This is a genomic window from Agrobacterium pusense (assembly GCF_900102105.1).
Classification (GTDB): Bacteria; Pseudomonadota; Alphaproteobacteria; order Rhizobiales; family Rhizobiaceae; genus Agrobacterium; species Agrobacterium pusense.
This window is the reverse complement of the sequence record NZ_FNBB01000003.1, coordinates 427974-448233: the sequence shown is the minus strand read 5'-3', so window position 1 is coordinate 448233 and position 20260 is coordinate 427974. Positions and strand designations below refer to the sequence as shown.

The 20260-nt window shown below is 59.8% G+C and carries 19 protein-coding genes; 9 read left to right on the top strand and 10 right to left on the bottom strand.

Features of this window, described 5'->3' with window-relative positions; translation table 11 throughout:
• Nucleotides 1–28: 28 nt before the first annotated feature.
• From BLU28_RS11130 to BLU28_RS11120, 3 genes are read right to left on the bottom strand one after another with little or no spacing between them, the layout of a single operon-like run.
• On the bottom strand, nucleotides 29–1213 hold the full coding sequence (locus tag BLU28_RS11130) for an LLM class flavin-dependent oxidoreductase (RefSeq protein WP_077985686.1): 1185 nt from the start codon (nucleotides 1211–1213) through the stop codon (nucleotides 29–31).
• Nucleotides 1204–2097 (bottom strand): NmrA family NAD(P)-binding protein, encoded by an 894-nt coding sequence (locus tag BLU28_RS11125; RefSeq protein ID WP_077985687.1) that lies wholly within the window; start codon nucleotides 2095–2097, stop codon nucleotides 1204–1206. Before BLU28_RS11125 ends, BLU28_RS11130 begins: the two co-directional genes overlap by 10 nt.
• A 7-nt stretch (nucleotides 2098–2104) precedes the next feature.
• Nucleotides 2105–3172: an ABC transporter substrate-binding protein gene (locus BLU28_RS11120; RefSeq protein ID WP_006698445.1), complete on the bottom strand. Its 1068-nt coding sequence runs from the start codon at nucleotides 3170–3172 to the stop codon at nucleotides 2105–2107.
• Between the two features lie 347 nt (nucleotides 3173–3519).
• Here BLU28_RS11120 and BLU28_RS11110 point away from each other — a divergent pair, with 347 nt between their 5' ends.
• On the top strand, nucleotides 3520–4827 hold the full coding sequence (locus BLU28_RS11110; RefSeq protein WP_077985688.1) for an NtaA/DmoA family FMN-dependent monooxygenase: 1308 nt from the start codon (nucleotides 3520–3522) through the stop codon (nucleotides 4825–4827).
• A gap of 77 nt (nucleotides 4828–4904) precedes the next feature.
• Here BLU28_RS11110 and BLU28_RS11105 read toward each other — a convergent pair whose 3' ends face one another.
• On the bottom strand, nucleotides 4905–5933 hold the full coding sequence (locus BLU28_RS11105; RefSeq protein WP_077985689.1) for an LLM class flavin-dependent oxidoreductase: 1029 nt from the start codon (nucleotides 5931–5933) through the stop codon (nucleotides 4905–4907).
• Between the two features lie 423 nt (nucleotides 5934–6356).
• On the opposite strand from BLU28_RS11105, the gene BLU28_RS11100 reads away from it, so the two are divergent.
• The 3 genes from BLU28_RS11100 (at nucleotide 6357) to BLU28_RS11090 (ending at nucleotide 9820) form a co-directional block, all read left to right on the top strand.
• Nucleotides 6357–7505, top strand: coding sequence for a mandelate racemase family protein (locus BLU28_RS11100; RefSeq protein ID WP_077985690.1), 1149 nt, complete (start codon nucleotides 6357–6359; stop codon nucleotides 7503–7505).
• Between the two features lie 6 nt (nucleotides 7506–7511).
• Complete coding sequence (locus BLU28_RS11095) at nucleotides 7512–8141, top strand: SGNH/GDSL hydrolase family protein (protein WP_004445505.1); 630 nt, start codon at nucleotides 7512–7514, stop codon at nucleotides 8139–8141.
• 80 nt (nucleotides 8142–8221) lie between these two features.
• Nucleotides 8222–9820 (top strand): ABC transporter substrate-binding protein, encoded by a 1599-nt coding sequence (locus BLU28_RS11090; RefSeq protein ID WP_077985691.1) that lies wholly within the window; start codon nucleotides 8222–8224, stop codon nucleotides 9818–9820.
• 391 nt (nucleotides 9821–10211) lie between these two features.
• Here BLU28_RS11090 and BLU28_RS11085 read toward each other — a convergent pair whose 3' ends face one another.
• Genes BLU28_RS11085 through BLU28_RS11070 form a run of 4 tightly spaced genes read right to left on the bottom strand, consistent with a single transcriptional unit; the run spans nucleotide 10212 to nucleotide 13720 of the window.
• Nucleotides 10212–10970: an ABC transporter ATP-binding protein gene (locus BLU28_RS11085; protein WP_077985692.1), complete on the bottom strand. Its 759-nt coding sequence runs from the start codon at nucleotides 10968–10970 to the stop codon at nucleotides 10212–10214.
• Nucleotides 10970–11806 carry an ABC transporter ATP-binding protein gene (locus BLU28_RS11080; protein ID WP_077985693.1) on the bottom strand — a complete coding sequence of 279 codons (837 nt, stop codon included), beginning with the start codon at nucleotides 11804–11806 and terminating at the stop codon, nucleotides 10970–10972. The genes BLU28_RS11085 and BLU28_RS11080 overlap by 1 nt, the downstream gene beginning before the upstream one ends.
• 4 nt (nucleotides 11807–11810) lie before the next feature.
• Complete coding sequence (locus BLU28_RS11075; RefSeq protein WP_004445513.1) at nucleotides 11811–12698, bottom strand: ABC transporter permease; 888 nt, start codon at nucleotides 12696–12698, stop codon at nucleotides 11811–11813.
• Nucleotides 12698–13720, bottom strand: coding sequence for an ABC transporter permease (locus tag BLU28_RS11070; protein ID WP_004445514.1), 1023 nt, complete (start codon nucleotides 13718–13720; stop codon nucleotides 12698–12700). Before BLU28_RS11070 ends, BLU28_RS11075 begins: the two co-directional genes overlap by 1 nt.
• A 296-nt stretch (nucleotides 13721–14016) precedes the next feature.
• On the opposite strand from BLU28_RS11070, the gene BLU28_RS11065 reads away from it, so the two are divergent.
• Entirely contained in the window at nucleotides 14017–14652 is a 636-nt protein-coding gene (locus BLU28_RS11065) for a LysE family translocator (RefSeq protein ID WP_077985694.1), read from the top strand.
• A 27-nt stretch (nucleotides 14653–14679) separates the two neighbouring features.
• Here the strand turns inward: BLU28_RS11065 and BLU28_RS11060 are convergent, their stop codons facing one another.
• Entirely contained in the window at nucleotides 14680–15408 is a 729-nt protein-coding gene (locus tag BLU28_RS11060) for a FadR/GntR family transcriptional regulator (RefSeq protein ID WP_004445516.1), read from the bottom strand.
• 90 nt (nucleotides 15409–15498) lie between these two features.
• Nucleotides 15499–16485, bottom strand: a complete 987-nt coding sequence (locus BLU28_RS11055) for a GlxA family transcriptional regulator (RefSeq protein WP_004445517.1) — start codon at nucleotides 16483–16485, stop codon at nucleotides 15499–15501.
• Between the two features lie 127 nt (nucleotides 16486–16612).
• On the opposite strand from BLU28_RS11055, the gene BLU28_RS11050 reads away from it, so the two are divergent.
• From BLU28_RS11050 to blh, 4 genes are all read left to right on the top strand, one after another.
• Nucleotides 16613–17440: an alpha/beta fold hydrolase gene (locus BLU28_RS11050; protein ID WP_077985695.1), complete on the top strand. Its 828-nt coding sequence runs from the start codon at nucleotides 16613–16615 to the stop codon at nucleotides 17438–17440.
• A gap of 26 nt (nucleotides 17441–17466) precedes the next feature.
• Nucleotides 17467–18258: an SDR family NAD(P)-dependent oxidoreductase gene (locus BLU28_RS11045; RefSeq protein ID WP_077985696.1), complete on the top strand. Its 792-nt coding sequence runs from the start codon at nucleotides 17467–17469 to the stop codon at nucleotides 18256–18258.
• A gap of 13 nt (nucleotides 18259–18271) precedes the next feature.
• Nucleotides 18272–18757: a hypothetical protein gene (locus tag BLU28_RS11040; RefSeq protein WP_077985697.1), complete on the top strand. Its 486-nt coding sequence runs from the start codon at nucleotides 18272–18274 to the stop codon at nucleotides 18755–18757.
• Between the two features lie 181 nt (nucleotides 18758–18938).
• Entirely contained in the window at nucleotides 18939–20234 is a 1296-nt protein-coding gene (blh, locus tag BLU28_RS11035) for a bifunctional sulfur transferase/dioxygenase Blh (protein WP_077985698.1), read from the top strand.
• Nucleotides 20235–20260 lie beyond the last annotated feature (26 nt).

Below are 20260 nucleotides of genomic sequence, written 5' to 3'. Positions count from 1 at the left end.
GGATAGGAAAATCAGGGCTGGAAAGGCGTCAGAGCCTCAGGCCCGCCTCCTTCATCAAGGGCAGAATACGCTCGGCGAAATAATCGAGGTCCTCGCGGAAATCGTAGAAATTCAGCTGAACGCCGTCGATCCCCGCCTTTTTCAGGCCGACAAGCTGCTCGACCACCTGCTCGGGCGAACCGATGATTTCGATATTGCCTCCGAGATTGCGGCCCTGCTTGTGGCGTGCATCACCGCGTCCGCGCCAGGCATGGGCGTCGCTGTCGTAATTGTTGGTGGCGAAAGCACGCGTGCCGGGCTGCGGCTTTCCGGCCTCGATGGCATCGGCATAGGCGATCGCCTCCTTCTCCGTATCGCGACTGACAATGATCGGATTGATGATCGTCTTCACCTGCCGGCCATAGGCTTTGGCGCGGTTCTTGATGGTGGCGACATGATCGGGAAGCGCTTCGAGCGCACTGTCTATATGCGCACCGCCCGGCGAAGTGACGAAAACCAGATCGGAATGACGGGCGGCGAAATCGATACCGGCGGGAGAACCCGTCGCTGTCACCAGCGGGGGGCGGCCGAAGGCGGGCTTCGGCGTGATCCAGCCATTGTTGATCGCCCACGGGTTGAGCTTGCCTTCATAAGTGAAGTTTTCGGTTTCTCCCCAAAGGCGGTGGAGCACATCGAACAATTCCCCCGCCATGTCATAACGCTTGTCATGATCGATCCGCTGCCAGCCGAACATTTCATGTTCGATGGCACGGTGGCCGGTGACGATGTTGATGCCCCAGCGCCCTTTGGCGATATGATCCAGCGTCGCGCCATATTTGGCGAGATGCAGCGGATGCAGGGGCCCGTAAAGAACGTGGATGGTGGAGATCAGCAATATGCTCTTCGTCACCGCCGCCATCGCGCCAAGCGCAATGAAACTGTCAAGCGAGGATTCACCGTCATAACCACCCTTCGGCAGCCATTGCGTGCGACTAAAGGCGATTTCGAAACCGAGCTCTTCGGCACGCTTCACCAGCTCGACATTGTAATCGAAGGTCCAGCTGTTGCTGGTCGGCAAGCTGGAGAAATTGATATCCTGCAGATTGAGGAACAGACCGAGCATCAGGGGCTGCTTTATGGCGCGACTGAGCGGGCTGTTGTCGAAATCAGCCGGGCCTTTCAGCTCAAGACCTTTGAGCTCAGAATCTTCGGGTAATGGAACAGTCAGCGCCATGTCTTTTCTCCCTCGGAATGATCGCCCTGTGGGGCAGTCGCCAGCCGCGCGCGCAGATAATCTTCGACACTGCGGGGCTGGCGGCCGGTGATATGGTAGATGGCGTCGGTGATGGATGCGGCGAAACCTTCGCGGATGAGTTCTCCGAATTCACCGATCGCCGTCTGTTCGAAAGCGCCGATATGCGGCGGAAAGACGGGGGCAGCATGGTGCGAAACGCCAACGGGCCGATGCAGGATACGGGCCGCAATGCGGGCAATTTCCAGCGCCGTCAGCGCTTCGCGTCCGGTCAGCACCAATGGGCCGACGAGCGGTGCGCTTGAAGCCAGAGCCTGTACAGCGACATCGGCAATATCGTCGGCATCGATGAAGGAGACCGCCGCATCGCCGAAACGGGCCGGCACGTCCTCGCCTTTGCGAAGCGCGGCGACAGCAGGCTCCAGCGCAACCTGCATCCAGGCGTTCGGCCGCAACACCGTATGCGCGATGCCGCTTGCCGCCAGATATTGTTCCACCTCGCCATGCGCCGCTCCCGAAATCGAGCGTGCAGCATTTCCAATAGTCCAGTCGGAACCGGATATTTTCACGATCCGCGATATACCGGCGGAGAGAGCGGCATCGATGACCGTCTTCTGGTCTGCCGCCAGCGTCTCCCCGATGGGCGAAAGCAGAAACACCCTGTCGGTCCCCCGCGCCGCCGCCTTCAGGCTGGCCCGATCGGAAAAATTACCCTCCGCAATCTCGACCCTGTCGCCCCACAGCTTCAGCGCGTCTTCGCGCCGGCGGGTCAGGACCCGAACCTCCGCCTGACGTTGCAAAAGACGGCTGACGACCCTTTGCCCGAGCTTGCCCGTTGCACCCGTTACAAGAATGATGGCTGCCATGACGTTATCATCTCCCAACAATATGGTGCGCGGTATCCTGCGGTGCAGAAAGGGCGCGTGGATCGGCCCAGTCCTGGACATCGAAATCTTCGGGAATGAATTTCCATTGCAGCAGGAAATCCTTGAAGTGACTGAGCGCATCCAGCTCAGCCGGATCGAGATCGAGTCTCAGATTGCGATATACGTCCGGGCCATTCGCAGCGAGAACCGCCTCCTCGCTGACGCCGATCTCGCGAGCGATGAAACGCACGGCCTCCCCCGGATTGTCATTTGCCCAATCCGCAACGCGCTGAACCGTGGCCACCAGTTCCGCTACCAGATCCGGACGCTCATCGGCAAAAGTGGCGTCCACGGTCAGGGGACGCGGCGTACCGTTATTGATGCGGATCTTCGGATCAGGGTGAAAACCCGTCGATACCACGACCTGGGCGGCGATGAGATTAGCGACAGTGACGCCTTCCGCGCCCTTGACGAAAAATGCATCGATTTGGCCCCGGTGTAATGCTGCGATTTCCTCGCCATAGGGAAGCCGCCGGCGCAGACCGTGGAACCGTTCCTCCGTCGGGCCGAGCAGCACGGGTTCTTTGGCGGCAAGCTCGACAAGCTCGACATCTGCGATGGAAAGCCCCGAGACCGTCAATGCCGACACGATGCCCTTAAGCGAGGTGGCGCGCTGGAAATCGATGATCTCGTCCGGGCGCTTCGGCAGACCGATGCGCCGCCCCTTCAGGTCGCTTCCCTTGCTTATGCCACTTGCGGGCAAGGCAATGACGGCCTGGAACTCGTCGGTTCTTGTCAGCCCCACCAGCCGTGTTTTCCGGCCACCGGATTTCGCCCAGATCGGTGGGATGTTGCCGCCCTGACGGAACGACCAGTCCAGCCGATGATCAAAATGACTCTGGCGAATGGCTGGATCGGCCGCATCGCGAATGGACGAAACGGAGATGCCGTGGTTGGCAAAACTCTGCTCAATCCAGCCCAGTTGCGTTGCGATGGAAAGCGGCGTGGGCGCCGGGCAGCGTGTATACCACACCGTTACGGGTTGGGTTCCCTGGCGAAGAGCGGCGTTGGCCATGGCGTTCGTCCTCGAAATTGCGATCTGGACGGCACGCTACACGCCATAAAACATTTTCTATAGATAAAGTGTACTATTTCAAACGCGATTGAGGAAATTCGTTTCCATCTTACCAGCTCATGCGCCGCATGGCGGAATATCCTTTCGATAAAAGCAGGATTTCGCTGGGATTTTTGTCGGGCATCGATCAGATCGACCACGCGCGGGTGAAACTGGAGACGAAAGTTTTTCTTCTCCACACAGCAAGGATTTTTAACTCGCGACCGGCCCCCCGGCTGTTACGCTTCCCGCAATTGCGCGGCCATACAGGCCGATAATCCAACAGACCCGAAAGAAAAAGTGGCAGCATGAGCAAGACCAAACGCCGGCTCAATCTCAACGTCGGCATCAACACGACAGGATATCTCGCCAATGCCTGGAAATATCGGAGCGGAGACCGGCACGATATAAACGATATCGGATATTACCGACGACTGACGGAACTGGCGTATAAGGGCCGGTTCGACGCCGTTTTCCTTTCCGACCACCCGGCACTGCTGACCGACCCGGCAAGCCGGCCGTTCCACACCATTGATCCGCTCATCCTCTCGACATCGCTTGCCGCACAGGTGCCGGATATCGGCTTTGTGGCAACCGTGTCCTCCACCTACAATTCGCCCTATAATTTCGCCAGACGAACTCAATCCATCGATCTCGTCACCGGCGGCCGGCTGATCGTCAATATCGTTTCTTCCTTTAATCCCAATGTTGCCGCCAATTTTGGCAACGACCCGCTGCCGCCGCGCAGCGAACGTTATGCCAAGGCTACCGAATTCCTGGATGTCGCAAAAAAGCTCTGGTCTAGCTGGGACCCCCGCCGCGAGAGCGACGTGCCGGAGAACCGCTTCTGGGATGCGGCGACAGCCGAAACCATCGATCATGAGGGGCAATATTTCCATGTCAAAGGCCCCCTCAACGTTCCGCGCGGGCCGCAGGGGCATCCCGTTATCGCGCAGGCCGGCGCCTCCGAAGGCGGCATTGATCTCGCGGCACGCCATGGCGAGATCATCTATTGCAATATTCTGTCACGTCCCGCAGGGCAGGCCTTTGGCAAGAAGGTCCGCGACCGCGCCGTCTCCCTCGGGCGCGATCCCTCTGGCATCCGCATCGTTCCCGGCCTCGTCGTCATTCTCGGCGAAACCCGGCAGGAAGCCTTGCGTAAACACGAACTCTACAGCGGCGCCGGTTCGGAAGACGGTCTCCTGGCACGTTTCGCCAGAGAAAACGGCATAGAGCCTCGCGATTTCGACCCCGACGCAAAACTCGATGCCGAGCGTTTCATCCCCGATCAGAACCGGCAATGGGCGGTAGGCATTGGCCTTGGCCTTTCCGATCTTCTGACCCATGAAAAACTGACTGCCCGCGAGGCCGTACGCCGCTCGGAAGGGCACCACCGGCTGCTGCTCGGCACGGCGGAAGAGGTAGCGGACGGCATTATCGACCTCTGGCAGGATGGCACAGTGGATGGCTACACATTACAGCCGCCACGGGCGCCCGATGATATCGCTGAATTCGTCGAACAAGTTGTTCCGGTACTGCAGGATCGTGGGGTTTACCCGCGCGACTATGAAGCCGCGACGATCCGCGACCGCTATGGCCTGCCATACCCCGATTGAAGGACGGACGCGGCAATGTCGCTCAGTCGACCTCCCGCCGGCTTCCATTGAAAGTCGAATGGCGGGAGGTGGCGATGTTATTGCCCCGTCGCCACTTTCAAAACCGGCCTTTCGCCGGAAAGCTGCGGCAGGACAGAGGCGAAATCCGTCACGATCTGGCGATAATCTTCCGGCTGGAATTCATAGGGAAGTTCGAGGCGGAATTCCGAGACAAACGGCAAAACGGGGTCGCTCGACAATCTTTCCAGAATCTCATGCGTCGTCCCGACGATATCCGGCAGGAAAAGCGTGCGGCGCGCCCCATGCGGCGAGGTCGTGCGCTTGTCCCGCTCGGCAACGAATTCCTGGTAACGGCGGCGCGTGGCGGGGCTTGCGCTATCGGTTGGCAGGATCACGCGGCCAAGAGCGACACGCGGTTCGCGCTCATGCGCCCATTCCTGCCGGAAGCGAGCAACGAGAGCCGCCTGAGCGGTCAGAAAATCATCGGTATTCTCGCCGCTGACAATATTGCCCGTCAGAAGATTGAACCCTGCCCTGCCAGCCCAACGCGCAGAGTTCTGCGATCCACCGCCATACCATAACCGGTCCGTCAGCCCCTTGGCGACTGGCCGAAGCCGCGGCACCTGCGCACCGGCCGCATTGCCCGCCTCCGTCTCGTTCGACAGCGGCTCCGATCGCAGCGCCCTCGCCAGCTTCTCAGCGCGCGCGTGGCTGTAGTCCGCGTCTACAACCGTATCGACATAGTCGGAAATAAGATGGGCGAAGGGTGGTGCGCCCACCGAAACCCCCACATTCAGCCGTCCGCGCGACAGGACATCCACGGTGGCCAGATCCTCCGCCAGCCTGAATGGGTTCTCGTAACCGAGTTGAATAACGGCGGTGCCTAACCCGATCCGTCTGGTTCGTTGCGAAGCCGCAGCGAGGAAAGTCGCCGCAGAGGAAACACCCCGCTCCAGATGGCGCTGGCGGACCCAGGCACTATGATAACCCAGCGCCTCTCCTGCTTCGAAAAGCTGCAGGGTTTCTTCCAGCCCCTGTCCCGGATCATCGTCATGATAGTTGCCCGGGACAAGAAAGGCGAAATGGGAGATGTGGGAAAGGGGCATGGGCGCGCATCCGGAAACGAGTTGAAACTCAGCGACGCAAATGCAGCCATCCTGGTTGGGAACGACCGCCCGATGCGACGCATGCTCACACAGCATGCATGATGACGGCGGCAACTGGCGCGGCATGTTCGTTTATAGTCCCGGCCATTGTTGAAAGATCATTGCGCGATTCAATAATACACTAAAATTGTGGACTATCCCTCCACACAGGCCGCCCTCCCGCTTCCTCGGTTTTTTTCCGGAATGAGGCAAATCCGCTAGAGGCTGTTCCTCACCGCCGACCTGTGCAGCGTCGAGCACAAATGACCTTGATTTCCCCCTCCAACATGTAATACAGATTATCATACATGTTGACAAATATTGCATACATGTATGACATTGCGGCGACCAACAACGCCGAGACACCTGCATGAGGGAGGAATTATGATCATTACCGACGTCGAGGTCCGTGTTTTCCGCACGACGACCCGTCGGCACTCGGACAGTGCCGGCCACGCGCATCCGGGTCCGGCGCATCAGGTGGAACAGGCCATGCTGACGATCCGGACAGAGGACGGCCACGAGGGCCATTCTTTCACCGCGCCAGAGATCGTTCGCCCGCATGTCATAGAAAAATTCGTCAAGAAAGTCCTGATCGGTGAGGACCATCGAGACCGCGAACGGCTGTGGCAGGACCTTGCCCACTGGCAGCGCGGTTCGGCCGCCCAACTGACTGACCGCACGCTGGCGGTGGTTGACTGCGCGCTATGGGACCTTGCCGGCCGCTCCCTCAATCAACCTGTATACAAGTTGATCGGCGGTTATCGCGACAAGGTGCTCGCCTATGGCTCCATCATGTGCGGTGACGAACTGGAAGGCGGGCTGGCGACACCGGACGACTACGGCCGCTTTGCCGAGACACTGGTGAAGCGCGGCTACAAGGGCATCAAGCTGCACACGTGGATGCCGCCCGTCAGCTGGGCGCCGGATGTGAAGATGGACCTCAAGGCCTGCGCGGCCGTGCGCGAGGCGGTCGGCCCCGATATCCGCCTGATGATTGACGCTTTCCACTGGTACTCCCGCACCGATGCGCTGGCGCTGGGCCGTGGCCTCGAAAAACTCGGTTTCGACTGGATCGAGGAGCCGATGGATGAACAGTCGCTGTCCTCCTACAGGTGGCTTTCCGACAATCTCGATATTCCGGTCGTCGGCCCGGAAAGTGCGGCCGGCAAACACTGGCACCGTGCCGAATGGATCAAGGCCGGCGCCTGCGACATTCTGCGCACCGGCGTCAACGATGTCGGGGGCATCACACCGGCGCTGAAGACGATGCATCTGGCCGAAGCCTTCGGTATGGAGTGCGAAGTGCATGGAAATACCGCCATGAACCTGCATGTGGTTGCCTCCACCAAGAATTGCCGCTGGTATGAGCGTGGCCTGCTACATCCCTTCCTCGAATATGATGACGGCCACGACTATCTGAAGTCTCTGTCCGATCCGATGGACCGGGATGGCTTTGTCCACGTTCCCGACCGGCCGGGCCTTGGCGAGGACATCGATTTTACCTTCATCGACAACAACCGGGTGAGGTAACGGGCGATGAAAACGGTGCTCGCCTTTGGAGACAGCCTCACCTGGGGCGCGGACCCGGCAACGGGCCTCAGGCACCCCGCCGCATATCGCTGGCCGGAGGTTCTGGAAACCGAGCTTGCCGGCATGGCGAAAGTTTACCCCGAAGGTCTTGGCGGACGAACCACCTGCTACGACGACCACGCCGGTCCGGCCTGCCGCAACGGCGCGCGGGCGCTGGAAATAGCGCTCTCGTGCCATATGCCGCTTGACCTCGTCATAATCATGCTCGGCACCAATGACATCAAACCGGTGCATGGCGGACGCGCGGAAGCCGCCGTTTCCGGCATGCGCCGGTTAGCGCAGATCGTCGAGACCTTCATCTACAAGCCGCGAGAAGCGGTACCGAAACTGCTGATCGTTGCCCCACCGCCCTGCGTTGCAGGCCCGGGTGGAGAACCGGCGGGAGGGCGGGATGTCGGGCAATCGCTCAGGCTTGCGCCGCTTTACCAAAAACTCGCTACCGAACTCGGACATCACTTCTTCGACGCCGGTTCGGTCGCCAGTGCTTCGCCGGTGGACGGCGTGCATCTGGACGCGCCGGCGACAGCGGCGATCGGCCGGGCCCTGGCCACGCCAGTCAAAGATATTCTTGGTTGATCACACGCCGCCCGAGGAGGAACCGGGCACGTGGATCGAAACGTGGAAGGCCGTATGAAGCGGCCGTATTGGGAGGAAAGATGAAACATTTTCTTGCAACAGCAGCACTTGGCGCCCTGCTGATCGGCGCCATGCCGCTCAGCACTTTTGCCGAGACGCCAAAGGACCAGCTCATTGTCGCCACGACCATGAGCAATATCCTCACACTCGACCCCGCCGCCATCACCGGCCGCGAGACCGTGCAGGTTCTGAACAATATCTATGACACCCTGATCGTGCTTTCGCCTGAGGACCGCAGCGTCCAGCCGCGCCTTGCCGAACGCTGGGAAATAGCCGAAGACCGGAAGTCGATCCGTTTCCATTTGCGTGCGGATGCCAAGTTCGCTTCCGGCAATGCCGTGACGGCAAAGGATGTGGCATGGAGCCTCAAACGGCTGCTCGCCCGCAACCTGGCGCAATCATCCTTTCTGAAAACCCGCGGTTTCAAGCTCGAAGAGGCCGACAAGCTTTTCGTTGCCGAAAACGATCAGATCTTCGTGCTGAATATCCCCAAGCCCGACGATCCCAACCTTCTCCTGATGATCCTTGCCCAGAACGGTCCCGGCTCGATCATCGACAGCCAGACCGCGCTTGAGAATGAGAAGGATGGCGATCTCGGCGGCGCATGGCTGACGCTGAATTCCGCCGGCTCCGGCCCCTTCAAGCTGACCCAGTGGAAATCCAACGAATATATCATCCTCACCCGCAACGACGATTATTGGGGTGAAAAGGCCAAGATGAAGCGTATCCTGATGCGCCATCTGCCGGAATCGCAGTCGCAGCGGCTCATGCTGGAAAAGGGCGATATCGACGTTGCCTATTCCCTGCAGGCTCCGGATCTGAAATCACTTGAGGCCGACAAGGCCGTCACCATCGAATCCACACCGGGCTCCGGTTTCTATTACCTCAGCGTTTCGATGAAGGACGAGAAATTCGCGAACAAGAAGGTGCGCGAGGCCTTGCGTTACCTGATTGATTACGATGGTCTCGACAAGGCGGTCATGCCCTATTACGGCAAGCTGCATCAGCGCTCCCTCAGCACCGGCGTCATGGGTGCGCTGCCGGATCAGGGCTACAAGCTCGATATTGAAAAAGCCAAGGCGCTTCTGGCGGAGGCCGGTTATCCTGATGGGTTCAAGACAACGCTGCGCGTGCTTTCGGAAGACCCGTTCATGAAAGCCGCAACGGCGATCCAGAACACGTTGGCCCAGGCAGGCATTCAGGCCGAGCTGATCAGCGGCTCCGGCGACCAGATCTATGGTGCGATGCGCGAGCGCAACTTCGAATTGCTGCTCGGCCGCGGTGGCGGCGGCCAGCAGCCGCACCCGGACAACAACCTGCGCTCGATTGCCTACAACCCCAATAATGCGGATGACGCCAAGCTCACCAATTACCAGAGCTGGCGCACCAGCTTCTTCGACGAAAAGCTGAACAAGATGATCGAGGAAGCGCTTGTTGAGCGCGATGCGGCAAAACAGACGAAGCTTTATGAAGACCTGCAGGGTTATATGGATGAAATCGTCATGTCCATTCAGCCCTTCTCCGAAGTGGTCGACACCGCAGCCTTCCGCAGCGACGTCAAGGGCATGATCGTCAGTCCCTGGCTCTCGAGGTTTGAAGTGGTGAGCAAGGAGCGATAATCGGCCGCCATATCTGCGAGTAAGAAAAGGCGCGGCTAACCCCGCGCTTTTTTTGCTGCCGACGAGGCCTTACAAAGCCGAAATATTCCCCAAAAGTGAGGCATCCGCACTCCGTCACCCCGGACTAGATCCGGGGTCCAGCCCGATCAAGTCCTTGATCGCGCAAGACTCCTCTTATGGCGCAGACACGCCGTAGCTGGATGCCGGATCTAGTTCGGCATGACGGCGGAGAGGCTCCGTTTGTCAGCAGCCCAAGGCCCGATTACCACCGGTCTTTTCTATCTTCGGCCTGCCTCCCTAAAAAAAAATGCCCGGCGGGGAGGCCGGGCAAGGAAGGAGGCTGTTATTATCCGTGGCGCCCCGGAGGAGGACGGTCACGTTATTGGAGCCGTCACGCGCCTTCATATTCCAGTGAGGCGCCGATCAGTTCGCGCGCATAAGGATGCGTTGCATCGTTGCCAGCAATGGCCTCGCGCGGCAGGATTTCGGTTATTTCGCCACGCAGCATCACGGCGAAGCGATCGCACATGTGATCGACCACGGCGAGATCATGGGTCACCATGATGTAGGTGAAACCGCGCTCTTCCCGCAGCCTCTGCAAGAGGTTGAGGATTTCCGCCTGGACCGAGACATCGAGCGCCGAGGTCGGCTCATCGAGCAGCAGCAGCGACGGTTCCAGGATCAGCGCCCTCGCAATCGCCACGCGCTGCCGTTGGCCGCCGGAGAGTTGGTGCGGGAAACGGTCGAGGAAAGACACCGGCAGGCCGACATCAGTGATGACCTTGCGCATGCGCTCCTCGCGGTCGCCGAGCTTGTGGATCGCAAGCGATTCACCAAGCACGGTGCGCACCGATTGGCGGGGATGCAGAGAGCCATAAGGGTCCTGAAACACCATCTGCAGCATGCGGCAGCGCTCGATCAGCGGCACGTCTCGCACCGATCTGCCGTCGATGAGGATATCGCCTGTCCAGAAATCGTTGAGCATTGAGACGCAGCGCAACACGGTGGACTTGCCCGAACCGCTTTCACCGACCAGCCCGAAACATTCGCCGGGCTCGACACGGAACGACACCGAAGGCAGCACTTTCATTGCGGTGTTGCCGCTGCCGAAAGTGATGGAAAGATCGCGGGTTTCGACAGAAACGGCCATTATGCATTCTCCTCCAGCCATTCAGGGCGGCGGTCCAGCACCGCAAGCGGTGCGCGCGCACCGCCGATACGCGGCTGTGCCGCCAGAAGGCCGCGCGTATAGGGATGCTGCGCCTGATCGAGATCGCGGGCGGCCAGCGTTTCCACCACGCGGCCTGAATACATGATCAGCACCCGGTCGCAGAAATTGCGCACAAGGTTGAGATCGTGGCTGATCATGATAAGGCCGATGCCGCGATCGCGCACCAGACCGTCGAGAATGTTCAGCACCTGCAACCGCACCGTCACATCAAGCGCCGAAGTTGGTTCGTCAGCGATGACGAGATCGGGATCGGCAAGCAGCATCATGGCGATCATCACGCGCTGACCCATGCCACCGGAGATTTCGTGCGGATATTGCTCGTAGACACGTGAGGCATCGCGGATCTTCACCGCATCCAGCATCGCCAGCGCCTTTTCCCGTGCCTCGGCTTTTGATGCCCTGAAGTGGCGCAGATAGGTCTCCGTCACCTGATCGCCGACCCGACGGATGGGGTTGAGGGAGAATTTCGGATCCTGAAGGATCATCGACATGCGCCGGCCGCGAACCTTCAGCATCTCCTTCTCATCGAGGGAGAGAAGATCGAGCCCGTCGAAAGCCAGCCTCTCAGCGGTGATCGTTGCCGAAGGCAGGAGGCGCAACAGAGCGCGTCCGACTGTGGATTTTCCCGAACCGCTTTCACCGACAATGCCGAGCCGCTCCCGACCGAGCGTGAAGGAGATGCCGCGCACCGCCTCGGTGGGTGAGCCACCATAACGGATACGGAGATTTTCAACATCAAGGATTGGTTTTTCCATGTTTCTATCTCCGGTTCATCTGCTTCGGATCGAGCGCATCCCGCAGCCCATCACCGAGGAGGTTGAAAGCGAGACTGACAGACAGGATCGCAATGCCGGGAAAGGTCACCAGCCACCAGCTATCCAGCATGTAACGTCGGCCGGTGGCGATCATCGCTCCCCATTCCGGCAGCGGCGGCTGCGCGCCGAGGCCAAGAAAGCCCAGACCTGCGGCGGTCAGAATGACGGTCGCCATGTTCAGCGTCAGTCTGATGAGAACCGAGGGGAGACACATGGGCATGATCGACTTGACGATGATGCGCAGCGGCGACGCGCCCTGAAGCCTTGCAGCGGCAATGTAATCCGCCTTGCGAAAGGTCATGGCTTCAGCGCGGGCAAGACGCGCAATCGGCGGCCATGAGGTGAGCGCAATTGCAATGATCGCATTATTAAGGCTCGGACCCAGTGCTGCGACGAAGGCGAGCGACAGGATGAGGCTAGGGAAAGACAGGAAGATATCCGTGATGCGCATCATCACCGTATCGAACTTGCCGCCGAGATAACCGGATGCCGTACCGACCAGAAGGCCGACGGGACCGACGATGATCGATACCAGCGTGATGATGGTGAGCGTGATGCGAGCGCCCCAGAGAAGACGGCTATAGATATCGCGCCCCAGCTCATCCGTCCCGAAGACATGGCCGTTGCCCGGGGGCTGCAGCGTGTTGGCGAGATTCTGTGCGTAAGGATCATGCGTCGCGAGCCAGGGCGCAAAAATCGCCGAGATGACGAGCAGCAGCAAGATCAGCAGGCCGAAAGCCGATGTCGGGCTCTTGAGCAGGAAGACGATAATGTTCTTCAGCGCGTTCAGCGGCACCGGAAGACGGAAGGAAGTTTCAGCACGGGCCGTCATCAGCGGGTCCTCGGATCGAAAAAGCGGTAGAGAATGTCGGACAGGAGATTGAGCCCGATAAAGATGACGCCGACGATCAGTACACAGGTCATCACGGCATTCATGTCGCCGATGATAAGATTGCTGGTGAGATATTGCCCGAAACCCGGCCAGGCGAAGACGGTCTCAATGAGGACCGCTCCTTCCAGCAGCGAACCGTAAGCCAGCGCGATGATGGTGACCAGCTGCACGCGAATATTGCCAAAAGCATGCAGCCACACCGTCTGCCGCTGCGACAGGCCTTTGACACGCGCGGTCGTCACATATTCCTGCCCCAGCTGATCCAGCATGAAGCTGCGCGTCATGCGGGTGATATAGGCAGAGGAGGAATAGCCCAGCAGGGCAGCTGGCAGGATGAGGTGGTTGATGGCCGACCGGAAGACCTCCATGTCACCCGCAAGCAGGCTGTCGATCAGCAGAAAGCCCGTCCGCTCCTCCACCAGACCGATATAGAACTGGTCCATGCGGCCACCGCCGCCAACGAGGCCGAGATGGGCGTAAAAAACGATCAGCGCGATCATGCCGGTCCAGAAGATCGGCATGGAATGGCCGAACAGGCTGAGAACGCGCACAAGATGATCCTGCCAGCGGTCTTTCTTCACGGCGGCGTAAACGCCCATGGGGATGCCGAGTCCGGCACCGATCAGGATGGCGAAGGTCGCAAGCTCGATCGTCGCCGGCATCACGCTTATGATGTCCTCGATGACGGGGCGGCCCGTGCGGATCGACGTTCCGAAATTGCCGGTGAAGACATCTCCGAGATAATAGACGAACTGCTGCCACAGCGGGCGGTCAAAGCCGAGCGCGTGATAGACCTGTTCATAGGTTTCACGGGTCGCATCCTCACCGACAATGGCCCGCACTGGATCGGCGGGCATCAGGCGGCCAATGAAAAAGGTCAGCAGCAGCAATCCAAGCAGCGTGACCGCAATACTTCCGATCTGGCCGGACAAGCCATAAAGCGAAAGGCGTCTTTTTGACATGATTCCTCCCTTGCCAGTCACCGAACGTGCAAGGAGCGCATCCTGTCTGACAACTACGGTAAAGTTGTCACAGGTGTTGCAGGCTGTCAAGCATCCGACGCCAAAATCGATATCGGCAAGCGCGGGGGTATACAGGCACAGCGTTGCCCAGGCGGCGGTTGCGGCGTTCTTCTTTCCCTAAAGAAGCCCACATTGCCACAACCGCAAAACGCTGTATTCTCCCTGCCCACAGAAGGCTGACATGGAAATTCGTGGCGATTTGACCGCTCGTGTCTGCTGCCTCGGGGGAGGAAAATATGATCGACGTGACGCTCCTGGCCTTTGCCATGGTCGCCTTTATCGGCATTGCAACACCCGGCCCCACCGTCTTGCTGGCGCTTGCCAATGGCTCGAAATTCGGCGTGCGTCGCGCGATGATCGGCATGGCTGGTGCCGTCCTTTCGGATTTCGTCCTGATCGGCGCGGTTGCACTGGGACTGGGGGCTCTTATGGCCGCCTCGGAGTTCTGGTTCGGTGTCGTCAAGTGGGCGGGGGTCTGCTACCTTGTTTACCTTGGCACCATGCTTCTGCGTTCAAGAGGGACGCTTGACGGCGCTCTCGGCTCTGCAGAGGCAAACAGGGCCGCATCGGCGCGCTCGATCTTCCTGAAGAGCTTTCTCGTCGCCGTGACCAATCCTAAGGGATACCTGTTTTTTTCGGCCTTCCTGCCGCAATTCATCGATGTCGCAGCGCCGCAGACTCAGCAATATACCGTACTTGCGCTAATCTTCGCCGGCATCGATTTCATCGTGATGTTCGCATACGCCCTGTTCGGCGCGCAGGCGGTCAGGATATTGCGCAAGTCCGGAGCATTATGGCTCGACCGCATCTGCGGCGGCGCGCTGTTGACGCTTGCTGCTTCCCTGGCGTTTTACCGACGGGCCAACGCATAATTCATTGCCATATCAGCTATTTCCGCCTTACTCAGCCACGGTGCGGGACCGCAGGAGCACCTTGTAACGCTCGAGACTGCCGCGCAGATGCGAGGCCATATATTGGCGCGCGGCATCGGCGTCTCCCTCGATAATGGCATCGACGATCTTGCCGTGCTCCTCTTGAAGGTGGAGGTTGTAATCCTTGGGGCGCGACCCCGGCGCGGCACCCTGTAATTCGCCGCGGGGAATGATACCGGACCGAATGAGTTGAAGAAACTCCGGAAACCGCCTGTTCTGCGTGGCCTGCGCGATGGCGAGATGGAATTCGAAATCGGCGTCCCGCGTTGGTAGCCCGGCGGCGAGACAGTCACCGACACGCCGATGCGCATCCACGATCGATTCCACCTGCACGGCGGAACGGCGCGAGGCCGCCAGCCCGGCGGATTCCACTTCGAACACGGTCCGCAGTTCCAGGAGTTCGATGACCGAGGAAATGCGACCCACGGCGAGATCGTTAAAAGGCAGTTCCTTTGCCGGCTTGGCTTCGACAGCAAAGACCCCTGCGCCCTTGCGTGCTTCAACGAGGCCATCGGCACGAAGAATGGCGATGGCCTCGCGCACAACCGTCCGGCTGACGGAATATTCCCGCGTCAATTCGCTTTCGCTCGGAAGCCGGTCACCCGGGCGGAACACCCCCTCCGCCAGGTCCCGTCGCAAGGCCGAACTGATTTTCGCCGCAAGCGATACTTGCTTGGTGCTGCTCTCGACGTCCATTCCGGCCCACCTGTTTTAAACTTGTCTGGCATGTTAGCAAACACCGGCCACATTGCAAGTGCCGGGTACCACCACCCCATCGGATCAACCTCAGGCAGCAACCATGGCCGAACCGCTGGAAAAGCGGCTTCTATACTCTCCCGGTGAGAGGCCGAGAATGCGGTGAAACACCCGACGAAAGGCGGCAGCGTCCTCATAACCCACCGACCAAGCGATCTGATCGACCGAACGGCGGGTGAATTCCAGCAATTCACGCGCCTTGCCGACCCGCAGGTGCTGGACATATTCGATGGGCTTCATGCCGGTCGCCACCTTGAAGCGGCGCAAGAAGGTTCGCTCCTCCAGCCCGGCATGGCCGGCCATGTCGGTAACGCTTGTCGCCCGCCCGGCACGGGCCTGCAACCAGTGCTGCACCTTCAGGATCGGCTCATCGCCATGCGTCAGCCTTGGGGCGAAACTACTATAATGACGCTGTTCCCGTCCTGACGGGTCGATCAACAGAAACTTGCCGGTCTCGATCATCACGGAAGGGCCGAGCAGCCGGTCGACGATGCGCAGACCAAGATCGGTCCACGCCATCAACCCGCCGGCCGTGATGATATCGCCGTCCTCGATGACGATCTTGTCTATCTCCAGCCGGACATCGGGAAATCGGTCCCGAAAACGTTCCGCAAACAACCAGTGGGTCGTCGCCGGGCGGCCAGCCAGAAGCCCGGTGGCCGCGAGCATGAACGACCCGCCGCAACTGGCAGCCAGCGTCGCGCCCTGGGCGTGCCGGTTAAGCAGCCAGCGGGCGTAAGGCTCGGCTTCCTCGATTTCAGCCGGCCCGGTCAACCGGCCGGGCACAACGAAGATATCGGGATGCCCCGGCCCGCCGGGTTCCGTGTCATAGGAGCGGGAAAATTCACCGCCTTCGCCCATGCTCCAATGGCTGACCCGCAATTTTGGCCCGCCGCGATCCTGTGAAAATACCGACGCGATGGCGAAAAGATCGGTGATGCCATGCACCATGGCGATCTGGCAGTCCCGATAGAGGACCAGCCCCACTTCCAGCGCGCTTCCCGTTACACCCGCCATGCCCAACCCCCGTTTTGTCAGTTTCGGCTCGCTTTCTGTCAGAAGCGCCAATCCATCCCCGGCTGCGTCAAGAGTATCTCTATTCCCACGGGACGCAAGCAAGCTCCCTGCAACAGGAGAGAGAGCCATGACAACGATCACCACCAGAGACGGAACGCACATCTTCTACAAGGACTGGGGCCCGAAAGACGGCCAGCCCATCATCTTCTCCCACGGCTGGCCGCTCAGCGCCGACGCCTGGGACGCGCAGATGGTGTTCTTCGCCAATAACGGTTTCCGCACCATCGCCCATGACCGCCGCAGCCACGGCCGCTCCGATCAGGTTTGGCATGACAACACCATGGATCAATATGCCGACGATCTGGCCGAGTTGATCGAACAACTCGATCTTCACGACATCATTCTGGTTGGCCATTCCACCGGTGGCGGCGAGGTGACACGTTATATCGGCCGCCACGGCACCGCCCGCGTTGCCAAGATCGCTCTCATCGGCGCGGTGCCGCCGCTGATGCTGAAGACGGAAAGCAACGCCATCGGTCTGCCAATCGATGTTTTCGACGGCATCCGTAAGGGCACCTATGATAATCGCAGCCAGTTCTTCAAGGATCTGACCATTCCCTTCTACGGCTACAACCGCGAAGGCGCCGTCATATCCGAAGGTATCCGTGATGAGTTCTGGCGGCAGGGCATGATGGGCGGCCTGAAAGGTCAGCTCGACAGTATCCGCGCCTTTTCGGAAAGCGATTTCCATCAGGACCTGAAAGCTTTCGACAAGCCGACGCTGGTTCTGCACGGCGATGACGACCAGATCGTGCCGGTCGGCGCTTCCGCGCTTTCCACGGTCAAGATCGTCAAACATGCGGTGCTCAAAATCTATCAGGGAGCCGATCATGGCCTGACACAGACCCATCAGGACCGGTTCAACGCCGACGTGCTCGCCTTCATCAACGGCTGAAACCACCGGATACAGGAGACACGGACATGACACAGAATACATTTCTCATCACCGGCGCATCCGACGGCATCGGCGCGGTTTATGCCGAACGTCTGGCAAAACGCGGCCACGATCTCATCCTGGTGGCGCGACGCGCCGAGAAGCTGAAGGCATTGGCCGCGCAGCTGGAAAAGGATCATCACATCGCCGTCGAGGTTCTCTCCGCCGATCTTTCCAGGGCGGAAGATCTTGAAAAGGTCGAGGCGCGGCTGCGTGAGGACCGGCGGATTACCGGCCTCGTCAACAATGCCGGTATCGCTGGTGAAGGCGCGATCACGGCGCTGGACCCAGCCTATGTGACGACGATGATCAACCTCAACATTCTCGCCGTCACGCGGCTTGCGGCGGCCATCGCGCCGCGCCTTGCCGCCGACGGAAAGGGTACGATCATCAACATCACATCAGTTACAGCACTGATGCCGGCAGCATTCACCGCCGTCTACCCGGCCACCAAGGCTTTCGTGCTCGCTTTTACCGAGGCGCTGCAGGCACAGCTTTCACCCTCTGGCGTGCGGGTTCAGGCCGTTCTTCCAGGTATCACCCGCACGGCCATCTGGGAGGAAGAACGGCTCGATACCATTCCGGCCGCGATGGTCATGGATGTGCATGACATGGTGGATGCTGCCCTTGCCGGTCTCGACCTTGGCGAAGCGCTGACCATTCCCTCCCTGCCGGACACTGCCGATCTTGAAAATTTCCTTGCCGCGCGTGCAGCCCTGCGGCCCAATCTCTCCCATGCACTTGCCGCCAGCCGGTATCGTGCAGCCAAACCCGAATAGAGGGATACGTATCATGATCCTTGGACTCACCATTCCCCAATTCACTGCACTGCATGTGGGCTTGAGCTTCATCGGCATTGCTACCGGACTGATCGCCCTGCCCGCTTATGCGGCAGGGCGATGGATGCCCCGCATGATGGCGCTATTCCTCGTCACCACGCTTGCCACCACGCTCACCGGCTTCCTGTTCCCAATCGGAAATTTCACACCGGCACTCGGTGTCGGCGTCATATCGACCCTCGTTCTGGCAATCGCACTTGTCGCGCTTTACGGATACGGTCTGAATGGCAGGGCGCGCATCATTTATACGATCACCGCCACGATGAGCCTCTATCTCAACATGTTCGTCCTGATTGTGCAGGCCTTTCTCAAGGTCGAAACGCTCAACAAGCTGGCGCCGAACGGCAACGAACCACCCTTCCTGATCGCCCAGACGGTCCTGCTTGTAGGAGCGATCTGTCTCGGCTGGAAGGCGACGCGCAGCAGGCTTGCCGTCTGAGGCCAGTGTGAATCCTAATTGATGCCGCAAACATGCCTTGCGCCCTGCCACCCGGGCGCAGGGGATGTTCCGCTAACACACCACAAGCCGCAGATAGCTGAGAAGGTACCTCGCACTCTTGCCATCGATCAATATACATTATACAATAATATATATTGAGTTGTTGCCACAGGAGATGTCGATGAAAGTCGTTAAGATCAACGAGCGCTTGACCGTTGCGGGGCAGCCGACGACCGCCGATTTCCAATCGCTCTCCGCGCAGGGTTATAAAAGCGTCATCAATGCCCGGCCGGATGGCGAAGAGCCGAGCCAACCGGGCAATGAGCAGGAAAGAGGCGCCGCCGGGGCGGCAGGCATGGACTATGGCTTCATCCCGGTCAGCGGCCCTGCCATCACTGAGGCCGATATCCGCGCCTTTCAACAGAAAATGGCGGAAGCGGCAGGCCCCGTTTTTGCCCATTGCAAGGGTGGCACCCGTGCGCTCACGCTTCATGTGCTCGGGGAAGCGCTCGACGGACGCATGGAACGCGGCGACATCGAGGCGTTTGGCAAGGCGCATGGCTTTGATCTTTCCGGCGCCACCCGCTGGCTGGAGCGACGCGCGGCAGCGGTTCCGCACATCAAGGCATTCTTTGATCCGCGCACCTGGAGCGTGCAATATGTCGTTTCCGATCCAGTGACCAAACGCTGCGCCATTATCGATCCGGTCTATGATTTCGATGAGAAATCCGGCGCAACCGGAACGATGAATGCCGACGCCATTCTGAACCATGTGGAAAGCGAAGGCCTGTCGGTGGAATGGATTCTCGATACCCATCCGCATGCCGACCATTTCTCCGCCGCCCATTACCTGAAGCAGAAGACCGGTGCGCAGACAGCCATCGGCGCGAAGATCACCGGCGTACAGCGGCTCTGGCAGGAAAAATACAATTGGCCGGACCTTGAAACCGATGGTTCGCAGTGGGACAGGCTGTTCGAGGCGGGCGACAGGTTCAATATCGGTTCGCTTGAAGCGCGCGTGCTGTTTTCGCCCGGCCATACGCTCGCCTCCGTAACCTATGTGGCGGGAGATGCCGCCTTCGTGCACGATACGCTTTTCATGCCGGATTCAGGCACAGCGCGGGCTGATTTTCCCGGTGGCAGCGCCAGAGAACTCTGGGCGTCCATTCAGGACATTCTCGCCCTTCCGGACGAAACACGGCTGTTCACCGGCCATGATTATCAGCCCGGCGGCCGCGCGCCGAAATGGGAAAGTACGGTGGGCGAACAGAAACGCAGCAATCCACATCTGGTCGGCATGACGGAGGAAAGCTTCATCCACCTCAGGGAAACGCGGGATCGGACCTTGCCGATGCCAAAGCTCATCCTCCATGCCCTGCAGGTCAATATTCGCGGCGGACGCCTGCCGGAGCCGGAGGCAAATGGCAGGCGTTACCTGAAATTCCCTCTTGATGTGCTGGAGGGCAGCACGTGGTAAAGGGAAAGACGCCCGGAAAGCCCCTT

Bases quoted from the DNA above. Each gene is read 5' to 3' on its own strand.
- BLU28_RS11075 (WP_004445513.1), bottom strand. From the start codon at position 12,698: ATGACGGCCCGTGCTGAAACTTCCTTCCGTCTTCCGGTGCCGCTGAAC.
- BLU28_RS11110 (WP_077985688.1), top strand. From the start codon at position 3,520: ATGAGCAAGACCAAACGCCGGCTCAATCTCAACGTCGGCATCAACACG.
- BLU28_RS11125 (WP_077985687.1), bottom strand. From the start codon at position 2,097: ATGGCAGCCATCATTCTTGTAACGGGTGCAACGGGCAAGCTCGGGCAA.
- BLU28_RS11105 (WP_077985689.1), bottom strand. From the start codon at position 5,933: ATGCCCCTTTCCCACATCTCCCATTTCGCCTTTCTTGTCCCGGGCAAC.
- BLU28_RS11045 (WP_077985696.1), top strand. From the start codon at position 17,467: ATGACACAGAATACATTTCTCATCACCGGCGCATCCGACGGCATCGGC.
- BLU28_RS11090 (WP_077985691.1), top strand. From the start codon at position 8,222: ATGAAACATTTTCTTGCAACAGCAGCACTTGGCGCCCTGCTGATCGGC.
- BLU28_RS11065 (WP_077985694.1), top strand. From the start codon at position 14,017: ATGATCGACGTGACGCTCCTGGCCTTTGCCATGGTCGCCTTTATCGGC.
- BLU28_RS11050 (WP_077985695.1), top strand. From the start codon at position 16,613: ATGACAACGATCACCACCAGAGACGGAACGCACATCTTCTACAAGGAC.
- BLU28_RS11095 (WP_004445505.1), top strand. From the start codon at position 7,512: ATGAAAACGGTGCTCGCCTTTGGAGACAGCCTCACCTGGGGCGCGGAC.
- BLU28_RS11120 (WP_006698445.1), bottom strand. From the start codon at position 3,172: ATGGCCAACGCCGCTCTTCGCCAGGGAACCCAACCCGTAACGGTGTGG.
- BLU28_RS11130 (WP_077985686.1), bottom strand. From the start codon at position 1,213: ATGGCGCTGACTGTTCCATTACCCGAAGATTCTGAGCTCAAAGGTCTT.
- blh (WP_077985698.1), top strand. From the start codon at position 18,939: ATGAAAGTCGTTAAGATCAACGAGCGCTTGACCGTTGCGGGGCAGCCG.
- BLU28_RS11055 (WP_004445517.1), bottom strand. From the start codon at position 16,485: ATGGCGGGTGTAACGGGAAGCGCGCTGGAAGTGGGGCTGGTCCTCTAT.
- BLU28_RS11080 (WP_077985693.1), bottom strand. From the start codon at position 11,806: ATGGAAAAACCAATCCTTGATGTTGAAAATCTCCGTATCCGTTATGGT.
- BLU28_RS11070 (WP_004445514.1), bottom strand. From the start codon at position 13,720: ATGTCAAAAAGACGCCTTTCGCTTTATGGCTTGTCCGGCCAGATCGGA.
- BLU28_RS11060 (WP_004445516.1), bottom strand. From the start codon at position 15,408: ATGGACGTCGAGAGCAGCACCAAGCAAGTATCGCTTGCGGCGAAAATC.
- BLU28_RS11085 (WP_077985692.1), bottom strand. From the start codon at position 10,970: ATGGCCGTTTCTGTCGAAACCCGCGATCTTTCCATCACTTTCGGCAGC.
- BLU28_RS11100 (WP_077985690.1), top strand. From the start codon at position 6,357: ATGATCATTACCGACGTCGAGGTCCGTGTTTTCCGCACGACGACCCGT.
- BLU28_RS11040 (WP_077985697.1), top strand. From the start codon at position 18,272: ATGATCCTTGGACTCACCATTCCCCAATTCACTGCACTGCATGTGGGC.